The following is a 22,325-nucleotide window of genomic DNA, read 5'->3' as shown; positions in this document are numbered from 1 at the left end:
AGTAACAGGGGCCGTTTCGTCTTTTTAGTATCTTGCAGTAGTGAGCACTATTGTAGTGAACAAAGTTGTAGCGAGTAAGCAATGTTGTGAACAATATTGGGCCGCTTACTTTCAGTAGGATATCGATTTACATTTAGTCATGAGGCATCAAAAAATGATACCTATCGTTGCGCTGGTTGGTCGCCCCAATGTTGGAAAGTCCACCTTATTTAACCGATTAACCCGAACCAGAGACGCGCTGGTCGCGGATTTTCCTGGCTTAACCCGCGACCGTAAATATGGACGGGCAGAGGTTGAAGGGCAGGAATTCATCATCATTGATACGGGTGGTATTGATGGTACGGAAGAGGGCGTAGAAACACATATGGCTACGCAATCTCTGATGGCTATCGAAGAAGCGGATATCGTTCTTTTCATGGTCGATGCCAGATCAGGCTTAATGCCGGCAGATCATGCAATTGCAAAACATTTGCGCAGTCGTGAAAAAGCGACTTTTTTGGTCGCGAATAAAACCGATGGCATTGATATTGAAACTTCAGTTGCTGAATTCTATTCATTGGGATTGGGCGATATTTACTCCATCGCTGCTTCTCATGGTCGTGGCGTAACACAGCTGATTGAACGAGTCTTGTTGCCTTTTTCTGATAAAGAAGAAACAGAAGAGGTTGAATTAACAGAAGAAGAAGCCAATGCGGCTTATTGGGCAGAGATAGAGCAAGCGGAACAAGATTCCTTTATCGAAGAGGAAGAAGAGGATAACTTTGATCCTACGACCTTGCCGCTGAAACTTGCCATTGTCGGTCGCCCAAATGTGGGGAAATCCACATTAACTAACCGTATCCTGGGAGAAGAGCGTGTCGTAGTTTTCGATATGCCGGGAACAACCCGTGACAGCATATATATTCCAATGGAGCGGGATGGCCGTGAATATATCCTGATTGATACCGCAGGTGTTCGTAAGCGCGGGAAAGTGACTGAAACGGTTGAAAAGTTTTCTGTTATCAAAACGCTTCAGGCCATTGAAGACGCCAACGTTGTCCTGCTGGTGGTAGATGCCCGTGAAGGTATTTCCGATCAGGATCTCTCTTTGCTTGGTTTTATCCTTAACAGTGGCCGTTCTCTGGTTATTGCTGTCAATAAATGGGATGGCATGACTCAGGAAGATAAAGAGCACGTTAAAGATATGCTGGATTTGCGTCTGGGCTTTGTTGACTTCGCACGCGTTCACTTTATTTCAGCCTTGCATGGCAGTGGCGTTGGCAACTTATTTGAGTCCATTTTGGAAGCTTATGAAAGTGCAACCCGCCGTGTTAATACCTCCTTGTTAACCCGTATCATGCGTATGGCGGAAGATGATCATCAGCCGCCGATGATCCGCGGTCGCAGGGTTAAAATGAAATACGCCCACGCAGGGGGCTATAACCCGCCGATTGTGGTTATCCACGGTAACCAAGTAACAGATCTGCCTGATTCTTATAAACGCTATTTGATGAACTATTTCCGTCGTTCTTTAAAAGTAATGGGAACTCCTATTCGTATCCAGTTTAAGGAAGGAGCTAACCCTTATGCAGGCAAGAAGAATACATTGACAGCAACCCAGCTTCGTAAGCGTAAGCGTTTAATGGAACATATGAAAAAACGCTAATTAAAATATATACATAAAGTTAAGGGCTATTTTTTTAGCCCTTAACTGTTGCCTTACCTTAACTATTAATTGGAATATAACCGTCATTTCTTATGTTACATTTTTGTTGGTTACACTCGCTTGCCATTGAAAAATGTGATTGCTGAAGCTGCCAATTGAAAACTAAATTTTAGCAGTCCCGATTTCAGCACAAAACTCACTTACCTGATGATGAACAAGTATTTTCTGTTTCAGGAAGTGTTTTTTTATTATAAATTATGGAGTTGTCTTTCGGTGGATGAGGATCTTCCTTAACGGATTTTTTCATTAACTCATTAACATGCTCTAATGTATTTAATATACATTTTTTATCATTGCTATCACAATTATTCGCAATATATTCCAGCAGATAAGGTGGAATTATTTTTTTTTTGCATTTTTTATTGTTGTTCATAATAATACCTTTTTTATCAGTTGCCATGTTTTTATCTATTTGCCATAACTTAAATATTAGCCAAACCAACAATATTAGTCACTACTAAAAATGTAAATTTTTTATAGTGATGTATTAATATGTAGAATAATTAAATTAATGGATAGGCAGATATGCACTTTTATTGATGAATATCAAATAGAGCGGAATGAAAAATTTAATTAACGGCGTTTTTTAGGCGGGAATGAAATAAAAAATAAAAAATAAAACCAAAGGCCTTCCTTAGCCTTTGATTATAAGAGTAGGAACTTTTTTCAAAGTAATATGCCAACACTATTCCATGAGTGAGTCACCGTGCTTGAAAGTTCTTTACCAAATAATTTTTCTGCATTGTCAACGGTTAACACTGCAAAATCATTAAAGTTGGCCTTATGAGATAAACGCTTATCCAATAATGTCTCATACCAGATTTTTCCTGCGTACTCCCATGCATAGCCGCCCAGCGCCGTTGCCAATAAGTAAAATGCCTTATTGGGAATGCCTGAGTATTTATGGACTCCCCCGTTGTCATCTTTAAAAGGCAGGTCTTTATATTGATCCATGTGCCCAACTTGATTGTCTCTCGGATTTGCTTCTCCGGGGCTTTTGAATGATCGTAAAGCAATATTGGGGTCATTGTTGGGATTGAGAGCGGGGCCAAATATTCCTTGGCCTATTAACCAATCAGATTCATTCACCTTTTGCTTGTTTGTATATTGCTTCACCATGATCCCAAACACGTCGGAAATAGACTCATTCAATGCGCCGGATTGATAAGCATAATCAAGGCTCGCTTCATTTTCAGTGACGCCATGAGTTAACTCATGAGCTGTGATATCAATACAAGAAGTAAAGCAATTAAAATAAGGTAAGTAACCATCACCAAACACCATTTGGTTGTTGTCCCAAAAAGCATTCATATAGTTACTTTGATAATGCACAGTGGCGACTAATTTCATGCCTTGGTTATCAATGGAATTACGCCCAAAAATTTCTTTATAAAATTCATAGGTTTTACCTAAATAATCATAAGCTTCATTCGCTGATTTATCGGAAATGTGCCCCATGCCTTCACTTAAAAGCAATACTTTCCCCGGATAGCGATCGCTATTTTCTGCATTGAAAATATCTCTATTTAATTGTTTTTCAAATCCGGGTTGATAGCCGGGCACTGGAATTTCCATTCCAGCATAGTTGCTCATTAGATTATAAACATGCTGTAATGTTTTTAATATATAGCTCTTATCATCTTGATCGCAAACGTTAACGACATATTCCAATAAATAAGGTGGAATTATACCTGATTTATTTAATTTAATTTGATTGTTTAGCATAAAAATTCCCCTTTTTTAGCTATGGCACATATATTTATCCTCGGGAGCTATAAATTAAGTATTAATCCAAATAGCGGTATTTTCTACTTTTCCACTAATTTAAATATATTTTTCTCATCCTTTTGATTGTTAATTTGTAAATATAATAATGGGTCATCCTTAACCCATTCATGTTTATTTTTATAATTATCTTTATATTAGTATTCTTGGGTTGATTGATATTTTATTAATATTTTTTGGATTTTTGAGTTAGAGCAGCACACCGACTTCTTTCCAAGAATTGCTGACAATCTCTGAAACCTTATCATCAAATAGCTTTTCAGCATTTGTCACTGTCAACTTGGCAAAGTCATCGAATGTGGCAGAGGAAGACAACCGTTTGTCCAACAAGGTCTCATACCAGATTTTTCCTGCTCGTTCCCAGGCGTATCCTCCAAGCGTAGTCGCCACCAGATAAAAGGCTTTGTTCGGAATACCTGAATTTATATGAACGCCGCCATTATCTTTTGTGATATGGAGGTCTTGGTATTTTTCCATATGGCCGACTTGGATGTCTCCGGCAAAAGCAGTTCCGGGGTTGATGAAATTGCGCAAAGCAACATCGGAACTATTATCTGGATTGAATTTAGGCCCAAGCAGGCCTTGGCCCAATAACCAGTCTGAATCATTGACTTTTTGATTATTGGCATACTGTTTGACCATAATGCCAAATACATCAGAAATCGATTCATTCAATGCACCGGATTGATGGCTATAATGAAGATTGGCTTCACTTTCGATGACACCATGAGTTAATTCATGGGCGATAACATCAATAGCAGAGCTGAAGCGGTTGAAGAATTTCCCGTCTCCATCCCCAAACACCATTTGCTTTCTGGCCCAAAATGCATTTAGGTAATTTTCGCCATAATGAATAGTGGCAATTAGCTTCATCCCTTCATTATCCAGTGAATTCCGGTCAAAAATATCTTTATAGAAGTCATATGTTATACCAAGATATTTGTATGCTTCATTAACTGAAATATCTTTGTTTTTAGGCATGCCTTCACTGCGGGATAACTCTTCTCCAGGAAAGTCCTCTTTATTATGTGCATTATAAATTGTACGGTTTAATTTATTATCAGAGCCTACCTCATTTTTCAGCAGGGTCATATCTTCTTCAAGCCGATAATCCATTAAATGATAAACATGGTCTAGTGTTTTTGACACATATTGACTCGTACATTCATCACAGTCGTTAGAGATTTTTTCCAAAACAAAAGGAGGGATCAGACTGTATTTGTTGATTTGATTATTATCCATAAGAATGTCCTTCTTTATTGTTATCCCCATTGTCTTTCAAATTGCTTCTTTATTGGCTGCGCTCATTTACCTCGGTCACTATTTTTATAAACACCTGGTTATCTATGTTTCCGAGAATGGAAATCCATGCTGCCTTGATGCAACTCGAAATCTATAGGGTATAGATGTTGTGTTTTTTTGTGGGCCCGATTTGGATATTAACCATAATTAACAAGTGAGTCATTAGGTGAGGTATTGATTTTTTATGGCAGGGTTTTGCCAATGAAAAAATAAATATTTTTATCAGGGTTCTGATAATTATCTAACAGAGGAGTAAATGTTTTTATTAGGCATAAATAATAAAGGCAGGAATATATAATCCATTGGATCTCTATTCCTGCCTTGAGTTGTTATACCCAATCTTTTTTTATCAGAAATGAAGTATATAATTCAGACTCTGGCGAATCAGGCTCTGGGGAATAACCATATTCCCAGCGCACCAATGGAGGCATAGACATTAATATAGATTCCGTTCTGCCACCACTTTGCAGGCCAAAGAGTGTTCCTCTATCCCAAACTAAATTGAATTCAACATAACGGCCTCGGCGATACAATTGGAATTGTCTTTCGCGCTCACCCCAGACCATATCTTTTCTTTTTTCTACAATCGGTAAATAAGCAGACAGGAATCCATTACCGACAGCTTGTGTCAATTTAAAGCAGGTATCAAAATCAGGTGTATTTAAATCGTCATAAAATAAGCCACCAATACCGCGTGGTTCATTCCGGTGTTTTAGGAAAAAGTAACTGTCGCACCACTCTTTATATTTGGGATAAATATCATCACCAAATGGTTGGCATAACGTTTTGGCAATGGTATGCCAATGAATGACATCTTCTTTGAATCCATAATAAGGCGTGAGATCAAAACCACCGCCAAACCACCAAACAGGCGGCTCTCCCTCTTTTTCAGCAATGAAGAAGCGAACATTTGCATGACTGGTTGGTACGTAAGGATTTTGTGGGTGAATAACCAGGGATACGCCCATTGCCTGATAGCTGCGACCTGCTAATTCAGGGCGCTGGGCTGATGCTGAGCCTGGCAATGACGTTCCCATCACGTGAGAGAAATTAACGCCTGCTTGTTCAAAAACATTACCGCTGGTTAATACTCGGCTGCGTCCACTGCCACCTTCTTCCCGCTGCCAGTAATCTTCCATGAAGACTGCTTTTCCATCAATTTGTTCAAGTTGCTGGCAGATTCGATCCTGTAATGAGAGGAAAAAATCTTTCACTTGAGATAAATTAGGTATATTCATAATTAAAGCATAACCATTTGATATTATTTAAATAAGTTTTGTTTGTAACGAAATCAACTTGTGTTTGTTTATACAATTGCTTATACATTGAACACTGAACAAACCTATAAACAGAACATAAGATAAGAACAATGCGGAAGAAAAGAAAGACGTTATGATTAATAAAACGCGATTGTTATATAAAATTGTTCCTGCCTCAATCATTATTGAAAGAAAGGAGAGTAGGTACTAGCAGACGCTCTGGTATGCTTATCCTAGGAATGTGAAACCTTGACCACAAGATTTCACCAATGGCGGGATAACATTATATTTTTACAATAGAAGTTGTTAATACTACTTTTCAATTCTATTTTTGAATGCCATGTAATATAACAAGAAGGAAAAACTTAATAAGTTTTTCCTTCTTGTTCATAATGTGTCTGACTTGTTGTTGAAATGAACATACTAAAATCATGTAATATCATAATTTATAAGGTTTAACCAAAGGCCGCTTTCATTCTGAACTTTACAATATGTTACATCTTTTGGATGAAGTGTCTTCATGCAAGATGGTTTTTCCATCAGGATATATTGTAATCATATCAACAATCATTTTACGTCCCATTTGTATTGCAGTGTAGGCATATCTCCCCAGTGGAGACAGATCCGTATCCTCTTTAACTTTAACATGGGTGATATTGACGGTTTTTCCTGCAAAATTCCATTTACTCATCGTAATTTTCCATTTTTCATCATAACTTATAGCAGGGCAAATAATATCCGCCCAAGGATCACATATCCAGGCATCCCGTGGAAATTGGTTGGGAGGAGTTTGCATACCAAGATAGGGTTTTTCTTCATTATTATTGGGAGGGCTAACCATAACAAATGAATGGCTATAAGGTTTCAGAAGGGAAATGACTTGTAAAGTTAATAATGGTGAATCATGTGTATGATTTGATTCCATTTTATAAAATAAATACCGAAAAGTGTGTTTATGGATTTTCTTCAAGTAATATAGGGAGTAAATTGCTAATAAGAGGCAGTTTCCTACAAAAATAATATTTTTTTGCCTATTTAAATAATTATATATTTCTTTACAATTTAATTTTTTTCCTAATGTATCATCATATATTATATCAAATGCGCGTTTTCTAAGAATATTACCCTTTTCGCCATAAAAACCTCTGGTTTCTGCCGGCAACATATTATGGTCATAATATCCAATATTATATGATTTTACTTTAAATACAGATTTAGTTTCTCTGATTGCATCGTATAAAATTTCTTCAATTGTGATTGTCATATAATGCTCCATATATACTTTGGGAACACCAAGATATAGTTATTATCTTATCTCGTTCAGTGAGTTAGAGCAGGGTCAATAATAAGCAATTTTCATCTTGCGAACTGCGATTTAATATTTATAGGAGGTAATTATCTGATTTTAAAATATAAAAATTAATTGTTTTTGAAAGATTGGCTTATTAAACCAACTTGCTAATCGTATAACTTATACGCTCTTTTTTACATTAATCAAGAGATGTTTTGAGCGGTTATTAATCATAAGCAATATAAATAAGTTATTTTCTCCGTGTATTTAAACAATGCGGGTGCTTACTATTTTAGGCTGTGCCCTTAATGTTTAGTTTGCTCTCTCAATGTAAATTACTATTATTCCCATCTATTTGGGCTCATGACTGGGAAAAGATAATGGCTCATTACGCTATTTCCTATGACGCATGGATACTGATAGAGTTGTATCTTAGTGCATGCAGGGCGACGTCATGTTCAGAACCACCGTGTGATGAACGGGAAGTTTTTTGCCCTGATCTTGCTGAATCCGGCTGCCATGAGCATTCAAGATATTTATTCACCTGTTTATACGAAATTCATACGCAATTTACTGCCAGAATGAAAAAACACCAGTAAACGCGGGAGCAGCATACAGTTTGAGCAACATATTAATTATTTGATTTTTATATTTAAATGATAATCATGGACAAGTACCAAGATATGAAACTAACATTAGGTATATTCAATTCTGCTTTTATTTTGGTTAGTTTATGTCTTCTGTTGACCGTATACCACGGGTATCAGTAAACGCATTTTCACATTGATTCCAAAATCAAAGCAGTGATAATTAACACTGATAAAATTGCTTATTAAATAGGCTGGCTAACGATGGAAATTCGCGTATTTCGGCAAGACGATTTTGAAGCCGTCATCACACTTTGGGAACGTTGTGATTTGATTAATTCTGGTGATGATCCAGAAACTGATATTGAACGCAAGCTAACCCATGATGCTGATTTATTTCTGGTTGCTGAAGTTGCTGGAGAAGTGGTTGGTACAGTGATGGGGGGCTATGATGGGCATCGTGGTCATGCTTATTATCTGGGAGTTCATCCTGAATTCAGAAGCAGGGGAATTGCCAATGCATTGGTCTCTCGCCTAGAGAAAAAATTATTGGCGAGAGGGTGCCCAAGCATTGTGATTATGGTTCCAGAAGAAAATGACGCAACTATTTGTATGTGTGAAAAAATGGAATATGATTATTGGGGACAAGAAAATGTTATTTTCAGCAAACGGTTAATTGTTGATTAATATATTCCTATATGATGGTGGTATAAAAGCAGCAACAGGGAATATAAAAACTGTAAATATTAAATAGCTAAGTGACACTTCGCTATTTATCTATGGTTTTTATATTGCCTTTACGTTAATTGAACATATCCATTTTTTTAACAAATTGTTTTTTATAATAAGCAGGTCTTTCTGCATTAAGGGATGTTTATCGTTTTCATTGGAAACTATTTTGACCTGAATATTACCTTTATCATCTTTAAACAAATAATAGTCTTCAGGTGCGGATACGTCAGTTTTCCCTGCCAAGACAACCCACCCAGCAGGCACTTGGTAATTAGTACACATTTTTTGCTCATTGTTGTTTTTACTTTCGGGCCAATAATTGCTGCTTTTATTTTTGGATAAACTGCTGGCCAGTACATTATGATGGTGAGCAGGGCAATTGAGCGTTTTCGTTAGCTCTTTGTTGCGTGCATTTTTGCACAATATGTTTTTGCATAATACCTTGGTTATGCATGATGATTTGGACGAGCATAATGCCTTGGATATACATAATGCTTTAGGCATATATAGGGCATTTAATACGGTTATAAATGCTGTTACTATCACATAAATGTTCATAAAATACCTCATTTTTGTTGAAAATCAGACAAAAATAGTGATATGAAAATAATATGTGTCTTTTTGTAAACAGTTCTGCAATCGTTTAATCATTAACGTCTCTTTCAATGATTGTGTTTAGGAACTGTTTTTATATTCACAACTGAATGATTTTCTGAGCGTGTGGTCTGATAAACAGGTAACAGCTTGCAAAGACTAAGGTAGGAAACAGTGATGGATAAATTTTTTGCATCCAATGTATTTTCAAAACAGCGCATTTTTATGGTCAGTGGGCTAGTGGGATGCTCATTATTGTTAACAGCCTGTGCCGGAACAATGAGAATTTCATGGCCTTCTCTGTCGCCTTTTAACTGGTTTGGCAGTTCATTGAAAGTGTCTGATCAAGGTTTGGGAGAGATCAGTCGGCAGACGAACATGACGCAATCTGCGATTGAGCAAGGGTTGGACGGAAAATATCGTCTGCGTAGCGGCATGGAAACTAAAGACGGCAAATTAACTAGCATCATTCAGGGAATGGAAGACAACCAAGTCAAACTCGAATTTTATGGTTTAGACAAAGGCAAGGTTAATCGCATTGATATATTGGATTCAAATATTAAAACAGTTTGGGGAACAAAGATCGGCACCCCTTTTTCTGACCTGTATGACAAGGCATATGGTGCATGCCAACGTTCTGATGATTTCTCCGCACAACCGACAGTAATTTGCACCGCTCCGCAAAGTCAGCATGTGAGCTATGTTTTTAGCGGTACTTGGGATGGGCAAAAAGAATTCATGCCTGCGGACGATATTTTGAAGGAATGGAAAGTCTCCAAGATAATCTGGAAAGCGTCATAATATATTGAATATGTTTTTTATTTTGGCAACACGGCCTTAAATCAACCACAGTAACAGCAATAATGCTTTTAATTAACAACATGATTCATAGTTAAAAGCATTATTCATTTTTTATGATGACGCCGTAAATCCCTGCTCGATGGGCGGGGAACCATCATTTACTTATTATTTAATTTCCACTCAGTGTTTCTTCCCATCATTTTCATCAAACATGCCTGTAGTTTCTTTGATTCTCCTTTGGAATTAATCCCCTTACATTTTTTCTGCATCTTATTGCATTTCATCATTTCTCATAAAAATTCGGTATATAAAACAGGGCTTAGTAAGCTACCTTGTTATAAATATTCTGGATACAGTATACCTTGCATCTTTCAAGTTGCTGCTCTGTTGGCTATGTTCACGCTTTCCGATAACTGAGTTATTAATGTATCTGGGATCTGCTCACTTGCTGTCACGCTGCAATTTGAAACCTATTGGGTATAGAACACATCGTTATCTATAGAAGATATTGTTATCGGTAAGAGAAATAGTTATCGGTAAAAAAATAGTTATCAAATCGCGGGATGGGCAGGGTGTAGGATGAATAGCGTAACACTAAAAAATAACTTATTGGGTGGATGGGGTGCCCTGTTGCTTTGGGGCTGTCTCAGTACCTTTAGTACCCATGCCTTGGCTGCCGAATTGCTGAATAGTTCTTATGACATTGGTCGAGAATTGTTTTCGAGCCTGAATCCCGAATTTGAAAAACAGTGGCATAAACAACATCCGCAAGATCAATTGACCATCAAACAATCCCATGCTGGTTCATCCAAGCAGGCATTGGCTATCCTGCATGGATTGCGGGCCGATGTGGTCACTTATAACCAAGTCCCGGATGTCCAGATCCTGCATGACCGTGGTGATCTCATTCCGGCCGACTGGCAGCAGCGCTTGCCGAATAACAGCTCGCCATATTATTCCACGATGGCTTTTTTAGTCCGCAAGGGTAACCCCAAAAATATCCGCACTTGGGATGATTTAGTGCGTAATGATGTCGCGCTGGTGTTCCCGAATCCCAAAACTTCAGGCAATGGCCGCTATACCTATTTGGCGGCATGGGGTGCCTTTCAGCAGCAAAATCCTCATGCACCCAAGAAAGTCCGTCAATTGATGCAGCGTTTTTTGCAGAATGTCACCGTGTTTGATATCGGCGGGCGTGGGGCAACGGCTTCATTTATTGAGCGGGAATTGGGGGATGTTTTGATTAGTTTTGAATCTGAGATCAATAACATCCGCAAGCAGTATGGCGAAGAGAATTACCAAATTATCCTGCCTCCGGTGAATATTCTGGCTGAATTCCCGGTAGCTTGGGTAGATAAAAATATTCAGAAAAATGGTACGGAAACGGTGGCAAAAGCCTATTTGAATTACTTGTATAGCCCAGCCGCCCAGCAGATTATCGCCGGCTTTAATTATCGGGTGCTGGATAAAAATGTTATGCAGGCACATCAAGCCCATTTTCCCGCGACCCAACTATTTCGTCTGGAAGAACAATTCGGTAGCTGGCCTGAGGCGATGAAAACTCATTTCAGTGCGGGCGGCACACTTGAACAGCTATTGGCAGAAGGACGTGAATAATGTTGGGATTTAACAAACGCGTCTTGCCCGGATTTGGATTGAGTTTAGGCAGCAGCTTATTTTATACCTGCCTGATTTTGTTATTGCCTTTGAGTGCATTGACCCTTCAACTTTCCAGCATGACATGGGCGCAATATTGGCAAGTGATCGCCAATCCGCAAGTTGTTGCCGCTTATCAGGTGACATTGCTGGCAGCCGCAGTTGCCAGCTTGTTCAATATGGTTTTTGGCATGTTGATGGCATGGATTTTAACCCGCTATCGATTTTGGGGACGCGGCTTGCTCGATGGTTTGATGGATCTGCCCTTTGCCTTGCCGACGGCCGTGGCGGGCTTAACGCTGGCCACACTGTTTTCAGCAACCGGATGGTATGGCGGCTGGCTTGGCAATTTTGATATCAAAGTCTCCAATACTTGGCTGGGCATTGCTGTTGCCATGGCATTTACCAGTCTGCCTTTTGTTGTTCGTACCGTACAGCCGGTACTTGAAGAGCTTGGCCCTGAATATGAAGAAGCAGCACAAACATTGGGGGCGAGCCGTTGGCAGACTTTCCGGCGGGTCATTTTACCTGAAGTCTCACCGGCGTTGCTGGCCGGAACCGTACTCTCATTCACGCGGAGTCTGGGGGAATTTGGTGCTGTCATTTTCATTGCGGGCAACATTGCTTGGCAAACCGAAGTGGTATCCCTGATGATTTTTGTGCGGTTGCAAGAATTTGATTATCCGGCTGCCAGTGCGATTGCATCCGTTATCCTTGCGGCATCGTTATTACTGCTATTTAGCGTCAATATTTTACAAAGCCGCTTTGGTAAACGGATAGGAGGGCAATCATGACCGAGTTTACCGAATACACAGTGACGCAGCGCTCTTCCAGAAACTGGGGAAAATGGTTACTGATTGGCACGGGCATCCTTTTTTCAGTGCTTTTGCTGGTGATCCCGATAGCGTGGATTTTCCTGACCGCCTTTTCCAAAGGAGTGGACATTCTGATCCAGAATCTTGCCGATCCCGATATGTTGCATGCTATCTGGCTTACGATATTAATCGCGCTTATCACGGTGCCCGTCAATTTGCTTTTTGGCGTAACAACAGCATGGCTGGTGACACGTTTTCAATTTCCCGGCAGACAATTATTGCTGACATTAATTGATATTCCGTTTGCCGTTTCGCCGGTTGTGGCCGGGCTGCTTTATCTCCTGTTTTATGGTGCCAATGGCTGGCTGGGAAGTTGGTTGGGAACGTATGACATTCAATTAATGTTTTCATGGCCGGGAATGGTGCTGGTAACGGTATTTGTGACATGCCCATTTGTTATTCGAGAATTGGTGCCGGTGATGTTGAGTCAGGGCAGTCAGGAAGATGAGGCCGCGATGTTATTGGGAGCTTCTGGCTGGCAAATGTTTTGGCGGGTGACCCTGCCGAATATTCGCTGGGCACTGTTGTATGGTGTCGTTCTGACCAATGCACGGGCAATTGGAGAATTTGGCGCTGTGTCTGTGGTCTCCGGCGCAATTAGGGGGGAGACCTATACGCTGCCTTTGCAGGTGGAATTGCTGTATCAGGATTACAACACCGTAGGTGCATTTACCGCCGCCGCTTTATTGGCCGTGATGGCGATTATCACTTTAATAATTAAAAGTGCATTGCAATGGCGTTTGAGCCGTCAGAGTAGAGCAGGAGCAGAATATGAGTATTGAAATCAATAAAATCAGTAAATTTTTTGGCCGCTCTCAAATATTAAATGAAATCTCACTGAACATTGAATCGGGTGAAATGATCGCCCTGCTCGGCCCATCGGGTTCTGGCAAAACGACATTGCTGAGGATAATTGCGGGTCTTGAACAACAAAGCGCAGGCCAGTTGAAATTTCACGGGCAGGATGTCAGTCGGATACACGCGAAAGACAGGCGGGTCGGGTTTGTATTCCAACACTACGCTTTATTCCGTCATATGACAGTATTTGATAACGTGGCTTTTGGTCTGAGCGTGCTTCCCCGCCGCCAGCGTCCCAATGGCGAAGCATTGCGGCGCAAGGTGATGGCACTGCTTGATATGGTGCAGTTGTCCCATCTGGCTGAACGTTATCCGTCACAGCTTTCTGGTGGGCAAAAACAGCGAGTGGCATTGGCAAGGGCGCTGGCTGTCGAGCCACAAATCCTCTTGCTGGATGAACCCTTTGGCGCCCTGGATGCACAGGTACGGACAGAATTACGTCGTTGGTTGCGCCAGCTTCATGAAGAATTGAAATTTACCAGCGTATTCGTCACCCACGATCAAGAAGAAGCAATGGAAGTGGCTGATAGGGTGGTTCTCATGAAGCAGGGTTGCATTGAACAGGTTGGCACACCTCATCAAGTATGGCGGGAGCCGGACAGCCGATTTGTACTTGAATTTATGGGAGAGGTTAACAAACTGCAAGGTGAGGTTAAAGGCTCCCAGCTTTGGATCGGCGGCAGCATTTTCCCATTGGATGGAAAGCCCCTGCATCAAGGTGAAGTTGATGTGTTTTTCCGTCCTTGGGATATGAGACTCAACAGTCAGCAGACCACTTTTTCTCCCTTGCCGGTTCAGGTGATGGAAGTCAGCCCACGCGGGCATTTTTCGCTTATCTCTGTTCAACCTCTGGGATGGGGAGATGATTATTTATCTGTGGTCTGGATGGATGATTCATCAATTCCCGTTAGGGGGGAGCATTATTTTATTGGTGGCACAGGAGCACGCCTGTACGCGGGAGAATCTCCGTTAAAAATGATGAGATTGGCTGAATCCGCCTGATTTTATTTACGATTACCACTGCATCTCTGTTTCCCCGTTATGCGGGGAACAGGGATTTTTTTTCGCTCAATATATTGCTACGGTTTTCTGAATGTGATTATTTGTTTATCCATTCACATATGAATATGAATTAGGTAATGCTGTGGCAAGTTTGGAAACATTTATAGGTAATACACCTCTGGTAAAACTACAACGGCTTACGGAAAGTGTCGATGCGGAAATTTGGGTCAAACTGGAAGGCAACAACCCTGCGGGATCAATAAAAGACAGGGCGGTACTTTCAATGATCCAGCGAGCGGAACTGCGTGGGGAAATCGCGCCGGGTGAAGTTCTGATCGAAGCAACGAGTGGTAATACCGGCATCGCACTGGCCATGCTCGCAGCGGTGAAGGGGTATCGCTTGAAGTTATTGATGCCTGAAAACATGAGCCTTGAAAGGCAGGCGTCAATGCGGGCCTATGGTGCTGAATTAATTCTGGTCAGTAAAGCGCTGGGCATGGAAGGTGCACGGGATTTGGCGCAAGAAATGGAAAAAAATGGCGAAGGCAAAGTTCTCGACCAATTTAATAATGCGGATAATTCACTGGCGCATTTTAATACCACTGGCCCGGAAATTTGGCAGCAGACACAGGGGAAAGTGACCCATTTTGTTTCCAGCATGGGAACGACCGGCACCATAACAGGCGTGAGCCGCTATTTAAAATCTCAATCAAACAACGTTCACACCGTAGGCTTACAGCCGGCAGAAAATAGCCATATTCCGGGGATCAGACGTTGGTCTCCGGCTTATATGCCCGGTATTTATCAGAAAGAGCTGGTGGATCAGATTTTGGATATCACACAAGAAGAAGCTGAAACCACAATGCGTTTATTGGCTCGGAAAGAAGGTATTTTTTGTGGTGTCAGTTCGGGAGGTGCCGTTTCTGGCGCATTGCGTATTGCGGCTGAAAATCCCGGTGCGGTCATTGTGACCGTGATTTGTGATCGGGGGGACAGATATTTGTCTACAGGGGTATTTAATTAATCTCTATGCCTGACTTTTTTAATTAGGAAAGATTTGCACTTGGTGATCACCTCTGTGATCACCTTGAATAAAAAATAACTCACAAAATATTATTCTACTCTAGAGAATTATAATAGTTTGTCTTCATACTACTTTAGGCTTTTTGAACACGGAGGGAATTTTATAAATCAACAGACAAATATCGTATTTTTAAAAGATATATTACACTTTTTGGAAATTTTTTTAACAAAACCATGAAGGCTTTGAGTTGATAGATTATTAATGTAATTAGTTTCCCCAAATTTTTTAAACTTGGCATTATAATTAGAAGAGTTTGAATTATTTACTTTTAACAAATTAATGATATTAATTGATGTTTCTTATATTTAGATTGCAATTTTTTATTTTTGTAGCGGCGTGATGACTATATTTTAATGACAGGGCAATAAATTTAATTTATTGCCTGTTAGATGATTTAAATCAATAAACGATGCCTTTATATTTCAACATTAGCTCGCTGATTTTATTATAGCACAATGTGCCCAAAAGCCCGGATAACTGTATCTATTTTCTAATCATTATCTTCATCAATATCATAAAAAGTTGATTTTGAATTTTTTATAAATATTCTTATTTCAGAAATTCGAGCATCTCTATGCTGTTCGCTAAGACAATCTTTTTCCAATTCATTTAACATAATTAAGTATTTTTCATCTTGATCATCCATCGCATCATATGCTTTATCATTACATAGATTCATCATTCGTAGTAATAATTCATTGAATAACGTATTATTAACTGGACTCGAATAACCAACAATATTTTCAGTTGAATTTTCCAACAAAAAACCAACATAATCACGTTCTGAGTTTAATAAAAAATAAAGGTCATCAGAGATTTTCACTTTGTAAAATGCAGATGATATATTAGATGAAACTATTAATTGGTTTCGTTTTAGAGAAAAAAAAGCTTTTTCCTGCATTATAACTTTTTTAACAAAATTATGAATACAGTCATCTAATTCTAAGTGTATTAATCTCTCAATTTCAAACTGTTCAAAATCTTGTTCATCATTACAAAATGATGAAGGAACACTCAATAATACAAAAGATAAATTATTATTCTTTTTATTAAGCAAAAACCAATCTACTGAATCCAATCCACTAAAGTTACTACTGCCATATAATGTATTAATATCTTCTTCTACATCATATATAGTATTATACTTTCCTGTAAAAAAAACATTAAATCTGGATAACTCCCAACGAATCTTATCCATACTATTATCCTCCTATATCTAGACTATTTGCCGGGGATAAAAAACCACCGCCCGGTTTAGGTATCTTCCCATTAATAATCATATCGTTTGTAATGGCTAAACCAGGATCATTTTCTAAACCACCATAAATAGCAGCACCACTTTTACCTCTTTGACCCGATGGACCATATGCAGTTATAGCTTGACCTTTATATGCTCCTGCTTTATTACCAGAGAAAACGACTATATCACCATCTTTGGCAAAAATAATGTTATTGTACCCACCACTAGAAGCATAAACTCCATCAGGGTTTTTAACAATTTCTTGAATTCTCTCATCTGACAATCTGCCATGATATCCAGTATGAGATACCTTTCCTGAAGATATTTTTGATATTTTTCCTGCTGTTACTTTCTGTTGAATCTTTTTAGCTAATTTTTCATGAGCTTCCTTCTTTTCTACCTCTTCATGGTTGCTATTCAAATAAACATAAATCGCCGGCACACCCGAGATAGGAAATACCAGAATATAATCGCGAAAATCCTTTTCCTCCGGAGCTGGAGAGGTCAATTTGGTCGAGCCATGCTCCCTCGCATCCGGTATCGGCGTTGACGTGCTATTTCCAGCAATCTCATTGAGATCTTGTTGTGGATTGATATAAGCCCCATCCCGCCAATCTCTTTGATCGGGTATCGGAAGCCCCGGAGTTTGCCCCGTTATGTTGGGGTCAAGTACGGCTACCTTGGTGTTTACACTCGAATTTTGCGGGACATACCGATTAACAGCATCTTGTGACAATTCATCCGGTACGGTATCAAAATGCCAGACCAATGCCGGAGATGAAGCGTCATCTTCCCAAAATTCATACCGATTGAATGATGCACTATATTGTACGCGTCGGACTTTCACGTCCTCCATGCCGCTGTGCTCACTGGTATGGTATCCCACGGCGGTGAGTTGTCCTGTCTGGGCATCTTCTACAAAGCGGTAGCGAACGCGGGTCGGCGCGGTTCCTTTTTTGTCGGCAATTTCCTGTAAATTTTCGAGACTCAGTAAATCATTGTCACTACCCTCCCACCAATTGCGCAGCATGATGCCGGCGGTTACCAGAAGGGTTTTCATCGCAAATTCATTGCTGGTCACTGAATCAGAACGGAATAAGTCAACGTTGCTTTTTTCGCTTTGGGATATCAGCAGGCGAGTGATTTCTTTATCTAATTCACGGCCTCTATCCATCGTAGAGCCAACACCTACCGCAGTAAGTGCACCAGCTCCTCCTATTCCTGTTCTCAGTAACATCTGAGGCGGTAAAGGCACCATCCCATGAGCAGGTTCTATCACCTGCATTTCACCAAAATGGGTATGCGGTTCAGTATCCGTCCCGGCATCGGTACAACCCGCAGGTTGCAGACAGGATTTGGCAAAGACTGGTTTGGCAATGCGGGCAATTTCCAATATATGCCGTCGGTTATGGCTCGGTCTTGCGATAAATCCCGGGTAACTGGGATCGGGGTAATATCGTGAATCGAGCAGAGATTCTTGTGTCCAGCCTTCCACCTTCGGCGTTGCGTTACTGATGTTACCCGGCACCAGTTGATGATAATTCCCTGTCCTTTTTACTGTTTTCACTATTTCCGCAGGGGATTTTTCAATAAGTTGTTCCGCTAATTTTTGCGCATCTACATGTAGGATCATCGGCTTCGGCGGTAAGTTATCTTCCCGTATAACGCCTTGGCCGTCGGTCACACCACTGGCTTTCACAATGCCATCCCAGCTTTTCAGGGTATAAGGAATACCGCCCAACGGCTTGCCTTGATTATCGGTCAGTTGAAATTCCAACCAATACTTGAATATCTGATGGCAGGATACGCAGTCCAATCTTCCTGTATCACTCATCAATGAAATCCTTTTATGCCTATGTCTGGTAGCTTCAAAAGTAAACAAGGATGCTAAACGAGTTTGTGATTAAATTAAAATCAATGCATAAAAAATATTAAATGTACAGGCTAAGTAATAATGTGGAAATTTAGTATGATTATCTGAATAATCAGATTGAGTGGCAGGTAGGTATGATAAAAAACTGTATTTTTATTAAACATTTTTAAAAAATAACTGCTTTTTCCAACAGTCTGAAAATGAGAATTTGTCATCCTAATGTGACTAAGTTCACTATTTTTTAACAAGGGAGTTTGGAGGAAGGAAGGTCACCTGTGCGTCAACCAAATACAGGATTTTAAGTAGTCATGCATTCATTCAGGCTGAAATCGTGCTTCAAAGCGTAGGGTCAGAAGGCACTTTATTGCCGTTTGGGAATAACAAAAATTAATAAGCTGACTGTATATCGAAAGATAGATGACAAGAAAAAAAACATATCATTTATTGATTGAGTTTCATTTTTAATTCTAAGCAAAGGTAGAAAACCCTTATTTTAAAGGCATTTCATTTTTCAAAACATACCTTTAAGCCTTATATAGTTGGCTTCCTAATAATAAAAATCCACATAATATTTTATGTTATGTAAAAGACGCCATTTTGTTATTAATCTACATGTAATCACTATCCTCAATAGATATATATTCCAATTACTTCTTATTTTTGGTGGAATAATCCACCGTGCGGTAGCTATGTCTAATAAATTTTAATCTTAAGTTAACAATTACGTAACGTCAAAAAGACGAAAAAGGCATTGGGAAAAGCTATCAATCATTCGGAAGAATACTGCAAACAAAAGTCTCATCATGAAATTAAGCTGGTAAAGGGAAAGTCTTAATGAACACATCTGAACATAAAAAGTTAGTCTCTGAATATTTGTGCAAACTTTCAGGTAAGCAAGATTTGGGCGATACAGTCAATATCTTTGAAACTGGTTTGGTTAACTCGTTGGCCGCCATTCAACTCATTTCCTTCCTGGAAAAAAACTTCAAAATTAAGGTTGAGCTTGATGACCTTGATAACGCCAATTTTTCCAGTATCCAAGCAGTCTGTGATTTTTTGGGTAGGAAGGTGGCAGCAAATGTTTAATCGTTTTTTATCTGTAAAACAGCAGGAATGGTTACACGAATTTGAGCAGTTTTCAGCCGCCGAGGTTGCGCCTTATGCTGACGAATGGGACTTAGCCGAAGCAACCCCCGCCCATGTTGTACATAAACTGGCGCAGAATGGCTGGCTGGGTGGATTGGCAAGATCTGAAAATGGTGGTTTGGGCTTTGACGCCACCACATTCGGGTTGCTGAATATGGCGATAGGCGCAGGCAGCGGATCACTGACAGGGTTGCTGAATGTACATTCAATGATGCTTAAAACCATTGAGGAGTGGGGAACTCAAGATCAAAAACAACGCTTTTTGGCATCGTTGGTGAGAGGGGAGATTATCGGGGCGTTCGCGCAAACGGAAGTATCAGCGGGAGGGGATTCTAAAAATTTATCGACACAATTCACAGATTCCGGGGATGAGTTGAGTGTAACCGGGCAAAAAAGCTGGATTACATTCGCCCAGATAGCGGATTTGTTTCTGGTCTTCGGTAAATACCAAGGGTTGGATACCGCCGTCTTGGTTCCCAAGGACACGCCGGGATTAACCATCACGGCCAAGAAAAATATGCTGGGATTCAAGAGTGCCTATCTGGCCGTATTGGATTTCAACGATTGCCGAATTCCCAAGACAAATATTGTCGGAAAACCCGGATTTGGACAAAACCTCATTTCCAACAGCGCACTGGATTATGGCCGCATCAGCGTGGCTTGGGCAGCGCTGGGAATACAGCAAGCCGCCTTGGCTGCATCTGCCCATCGGGCTAATTCACGCACTACTTTTGGCACATTGCTTGCGGATCAGGGCATTATCCGCGGTTATTTAGCTGAGATGTCCAGTAGCTTGCTCGCCTCACAACTCATTTGCCTATCAGCAACAAAAGCCAAAGAAGCCAAGGATGAAGATGCCCTTGAGCAAATCCTTCAGGCCAAATTATTCGCATCACATGAAGCCGGCATTGCTGCCGCGAAAGCGGTTCAGATCCACGGCGGTCATGGATGTGAGGAGAAAAATGGCATCAGTCGACTTTATCGGGATGCAAAAATCCTGCAAGTTGTTGAAGGAAGTAATGAACTGCAAAAAATGCTGATCGGCAAAGAAGTCTGTAATCGATACAGTTATCTCCAATAAGTCTTTAAAAGATAAATTAACCCGTATCGCTTCATCCATAAATTAATTCCCATACACATTATTCCCATAAATATGGCCCGAAAAGCCAAACCTCCTGTTCGGCGGACGGCTCCCTATTGTTTAACCGTTCAGTGGTGACATCGGGCCGCAAACACATCTGAAACCATAAAAACGATACCCAATGAATTTCAAGGTGCCGCCAACCAAGCTGTAACTTGAAAGACAGCGGGTAGAAAAGCCAGCAATCAGAGGACGAGAGCGTCATGAAAACAGGACGATTGATTACTGATTATTTCAAAAGTACGGCGAGAGATAACCCGGCTCCAGCGATACGCTGGGGAAAAGGAAATACTCTGTCTTGGGAGACGTTATATCAACGTTCACAGCGGCTGGCCCATGACCTGATTAATGAGCGCGGTGTGCGTAAAGGGGATAGCGTTGCCATCGGGCTTGAACGCAGCCCTGAGTTTTTGGTGGCGGCATATGCGGTGCTGCTGGCCGGAGGTGTCTACTTTCCTGTAGACATGAAAACGCCCGCAGCCCGTCTGGCATCCATGCTTTCGACAGCCCAGTGCCGCATCGCTTTTTGTCATGCGGGACAGGAAAATCTGTTTACTCAAACCGGCGTTGAATTGGCACTGATTAGCCGTGAACGTCTGGAAGCAATCACCACCTTGCCACTTTCGGAGCAGTCCCTGCAAGACACGTTCGGCTCAGATGCGCTTCAATTGCGGGCGACAGATCCTGCGTATTTGATTTTCACGTCCGGCACAACCGGTACACCAAAAGGCGTTCTGGTCAATCATGGGGCATTTATCAACCGGCTGGAATGGCATCAGGCACACAGCGAAATGACGGATGCGGACATTATCCTGTAAAGGACGGCGCTGACTTTCGATGTTTCTGTGTGGGAGCTCTTTTTACCTGCGTTAAATGGTGCCAGCAACTATCTTCTGCAACCGGGTCTGGAGTCTTTCCCCAGAGGCATTGTGGCGGCGTTGGTAGATGAAAACATTACGGTGGTTCATTTTGTTCCCAGTTTGTTGAAGCCAGTGCTTCAAGAACTACAGGAGCAATTACAGGAACAGGCACCCCAAACCAACCATGCAGAATCTCAATCACCCTTGCCGGCATTGCGCAAAGTCTATGTCAGTGGGGAATCATTGCTTGCCAGTCTGGTGACGCAATTTCAGGACATGTTTACTTCGCATTGTTTGTTGACCAATTTGTATGGCCCGACAGAAGCGGCCATCGATGTCAGCTTTTATGACTGCATATTTAATGACGATATGTCTGAGGCCGGTATGGAAACGTCGTCAGCGCACATTCCAATCGGCCAGCCGCTCACCGGATGCCGGATGTACATCGTTGATCCGGAAAATCTGACCTTAAAAATAGCGTCACAAACAGGCGAAATCGCTATCGGCGGCATATGTCTGGCGGAAGGGTATTAC

General features: G+C 40.8%; 18 protein-coding genes and 1 pseudogene. 11 read left to right on the top strand and 8 right to left on the bottom strand.

Features of this window, described 5'->3' with window-relative positions; genetic code table 11:
- Positions 1–154 precede the first annotated feature (154 nt).
- Positions 155–1,645 carry a ribosome biogenesis GTPase Der gene (gene der / locus BM100_RS02815; RefSeq protein ID WP_092507724.1) on the top strand — a complete coding sequence of 497 codons (1,491 nt, stop codon included), beginning with the start codon at positions 155–157 and terminating at the stop codon, positions 1,643–1,645.
- Between the two features lie 196 nt (positions 1,646–1,841).
- Here the strand turns inward: der and BM100_RS02810 are convergent, their stop codons facing one another.
- From BM100_RS02810 to BM100_RS02790, 5 genes are all read right to left on the bottom strand, one after another.
- Positions 1,842–2,105 (bottom strand): protealysin propeptide domain-containing protein, encoded by a 264-nt coding sequence (locus BM100_RS02810; protein WP_244590549.1) that lies wholly within the window; start codon positions 2,103–2,105, stop codon positions 1,842–1,844.
- A 266-nt stretch (positions 2,106–2,371) separates the two neighbouring features.
- Complete coding sequence (locus BM100_RS02805; protein ID WP_092507722.1) at positions 2,372–3,430, bottom strand: M4 family metallopeptidase; 1,059 nt, start codon at positions 3,428–3,430, stop codon at positions 2,372–2,374.
- A gap of 249 nt (positions 3,431–3,679) precedes the next feature.
- The gene (locus BM100_RS02800) at positions 3,680–4,732 is read right to left on the bottom strand and encodes a M4 family metallopeptidase (RefSeq protein WP_092507720.1); all 1,053 of its coding nucleotides are present in this window, start codon (positions 4,730–4,732) and stop codon (positions 3,680–3,682) included.
- Positions 4,733–5,121: 389 nt separating this feature from the next.
- A complete protein-coding gene (hemF, locus tag BM100_RS02795; RefSeq protein WP_092507718.1) occupies positions 5,122–6,030 on the bottom strand; it encodes an oxygen-dependent coproporphyrinogen oxidase in 909 nt (302 codons plus the stop codon).
- Between the two features lie 505 nt (positions 6,031–6,535).
- The gene (locus BM100_RS02790; protein WP_092507716.1) at positions 6,536–7,315 is read right to left on the bottom strand and encodes a hypothetical protein; all 780 of its coding nucleotides are present in this window, start codon (positions 7,313–7,315) and stop codon (positions 6,536–6,538) included.
- 878 nt (positions 7,316–8,193) lie between these two features.
- On the opposite strand from BM100_RS02790, the gene BM100_RS02785 reads away from it, so the two are divergent.
- Positions 8,194–8,616 carry a GNAT family acetyltransferase gene (locus tag BM100_RS02785; protein WP_092507715.1) on the top strand — a complete coding sequence of 141 codons (423 nt, stop codon included), beginning with the start codon at positions 8,194–8,196 and terminating at the stop codon, positions 8,614–8,616.
- 99 nt (positions 8,617–8,715) lie between these two features.
- Here the strand turns inward: BM100_RS02785 and BM100_RS02780 are convergent, their stop codons facing one another.
- Positions 8,716–9,219 (bottom strand): hypothetical protein, encoded by a 504-nt coding sequence (locus tag BM100_RS02780; RefSeq protein WP_092507713.1) that lies wholly within the window; start codon positions 9,217–9,219, stop codon positions 8,716–8,718.
- Positions 9,220–9,432: 213 nt separating this feature from the next.
- On the opposite strand from BM100_RS02780, the gene BM100_RS02775 reads away from it, so the two are divergent.
- The 6 genes from BM100_RS02775 (at position 9,433) to cysM (ending at position 15,471) form a co-directional block, all read left to right on the top strand.
- Entirely contained in the window at positions 9,433–10,056 is a 624-nt protein-coding gene (locus BM100_RS02775; protein WP_092507711.1) for an RpoE-regulated lipoprotein, read from the top strand.
- A 579-nt stretch (positions 10,057–10,635) separates the two neighbouring features.
- Positions 10,636–11,673 carry a thiosulfate ABC transporter substrate-binding protein CysP gene (gene cysP / locus BM100_RS02770; protein ID WP_092507709.1) on the top strand — a complete coding sequence of 346 codons (1,038 nt, stop codon included), beginning with the start codon at positions 10,636–10,638 and terminating at the stop codon, positions 11,671–11,673.
- The gene (gene cysT, locus BM100_RS02765; protein ID WP_092507707.1) at positions 11,673–12,506 is read left to right on the top strand and encodes a sulfate/thiosulfate ABC transporter permease CysT; all 834 of its coding nucleotides are present in this window, start codon (positions 11,673–11,675) and stop codon (positions 12,504–12,506) included. Before cysP ends, cysT begins: the two co-directional genes overlap by 1 nt.
- The gene (gene cysW, locus BM100_RS02760; RefSeq protein WP_092507705.1) at positions 12,503–13,369 is read left to right on the top strand and encodes a sulfate/thiosulfate ABC transporter permease CysW; all 867 of its coding nucleotides are present in this window, start codon (positions 12,503–12,505) and stop codon (positions 13,367–13,369) included. Before cysT ends, cysW begins: the two co-directional genes overlap by 4 nt.
- Entirely contained in the window at positions 13,359–14,447 is a 1,089-nt protein-coding gene (cysA, locus tag BM100_RS02755) for a sulfate/thiosulfate ABC transporter ATP-binding protein CysA (protein WP_092507703.1), read from the top strand. Before cysW ends, cysA begins: the two co-directional genes overlap by 11 nt.
- Positions 14,448–14,589: 142 nt before the next feature.
- On the top strand, positions 14,590–15,471 hold the full coding sequence (cysM, locus tag BM100_RS02750) for a cysteine synthase CysM (RefSeq protein WP_092507701.1): 882 nt from the start codon (positions 14,590–14,592) through the stop codon (positions 15,469–15,471).
- A 550-nt stretch (positions 15,472–16,021) separates the two neighbouring features.
- Here the strand turns inward: cysM and BM100_RS02745 are convergent.
- Both BM100_RS02745 and BM100_RS23520 read right to left on the bottom strand, forming a co-directional pair.
- The gene (locus BM100_RS02745) at positions 16,022–16,729 is read right to left on the bottom strand and encodes a hypothetical protein (RefSeq protein WP_092507699.1); all 708 of its coding nucleotides are present in this window, start codon (positions 16,727–16,729) and stop codon (positions 16,022–16,024) included.
- A 4-nt stretch (positions 16,730–16,733) separates the two neighbouring features.
- Positions 16,734–18,605, bottom strand: a complete 1,872-nt coding sequence (locus BM100_RS23520; protein ID WP_092507697.1) for an S-type pyocin domain-containing protein — start codon at positions 18,603–18,605, stop codon at positions 16,734–16,736.
- An 873-nt stretch (positions 18,606–19,478) separates the two neighbouring features.
- On the opposite strand from BM100_RS23520, the gene BM100_RS02735 reads away from it, so the two are divergent.
- From BM100_RS02735 to BM100_RS23515, 3 genes and pseudogenes are all read left to right on the top strand, one after another.
- Positions 19,479–19,730, top strand: coding sequence for an acyl carrier protein (locus tag BM100_RS02735; RefSeq protein WP_092507695.1), 252 nt, complete (start codon positions 19,479–19,481; stop codon positions 19,728–19,730).
- On the top strand, positions 19,723–20,871 hold the full coding sequence (locus tag BM100_RS02730) for an acyl-CoA dehydrogenase family protein (protein WP_092507693.1): 1,149 nt from the start codon (positions 19,723–19,725) through the stop codon (positions 20,869–20,871). Before BM100_RS02735 ends, BM100_RS02730 begins: the two co-directional genes overlap by 8 nt.
- A gap of 263 nt (positions 20,872–21,134) precedes the next feature.
- Positions 21,135–22,313 (top strand): annotated as a pseudogene (locus BM100_RS23515) (AMP-binding protein); the annotation flags it as partial.
- Positions 22,314–22,325: the final 12 nt, after the last annotated feature.

This window comes from Xenorhabdus mauleonii (genome assembly GCF_900113945.1).
GTDB classification, from domain to species: domain Bacteria; phylum Pseudomonadota; class Gammaproteobacteria; order Enterobacterales; family Enterobacteriaceae; genus Xenorhabdus; species Xenorhabdus mauleonii.
This window is presented reverse-complemented; position numbering and strand designations above follow the sequence as displayed.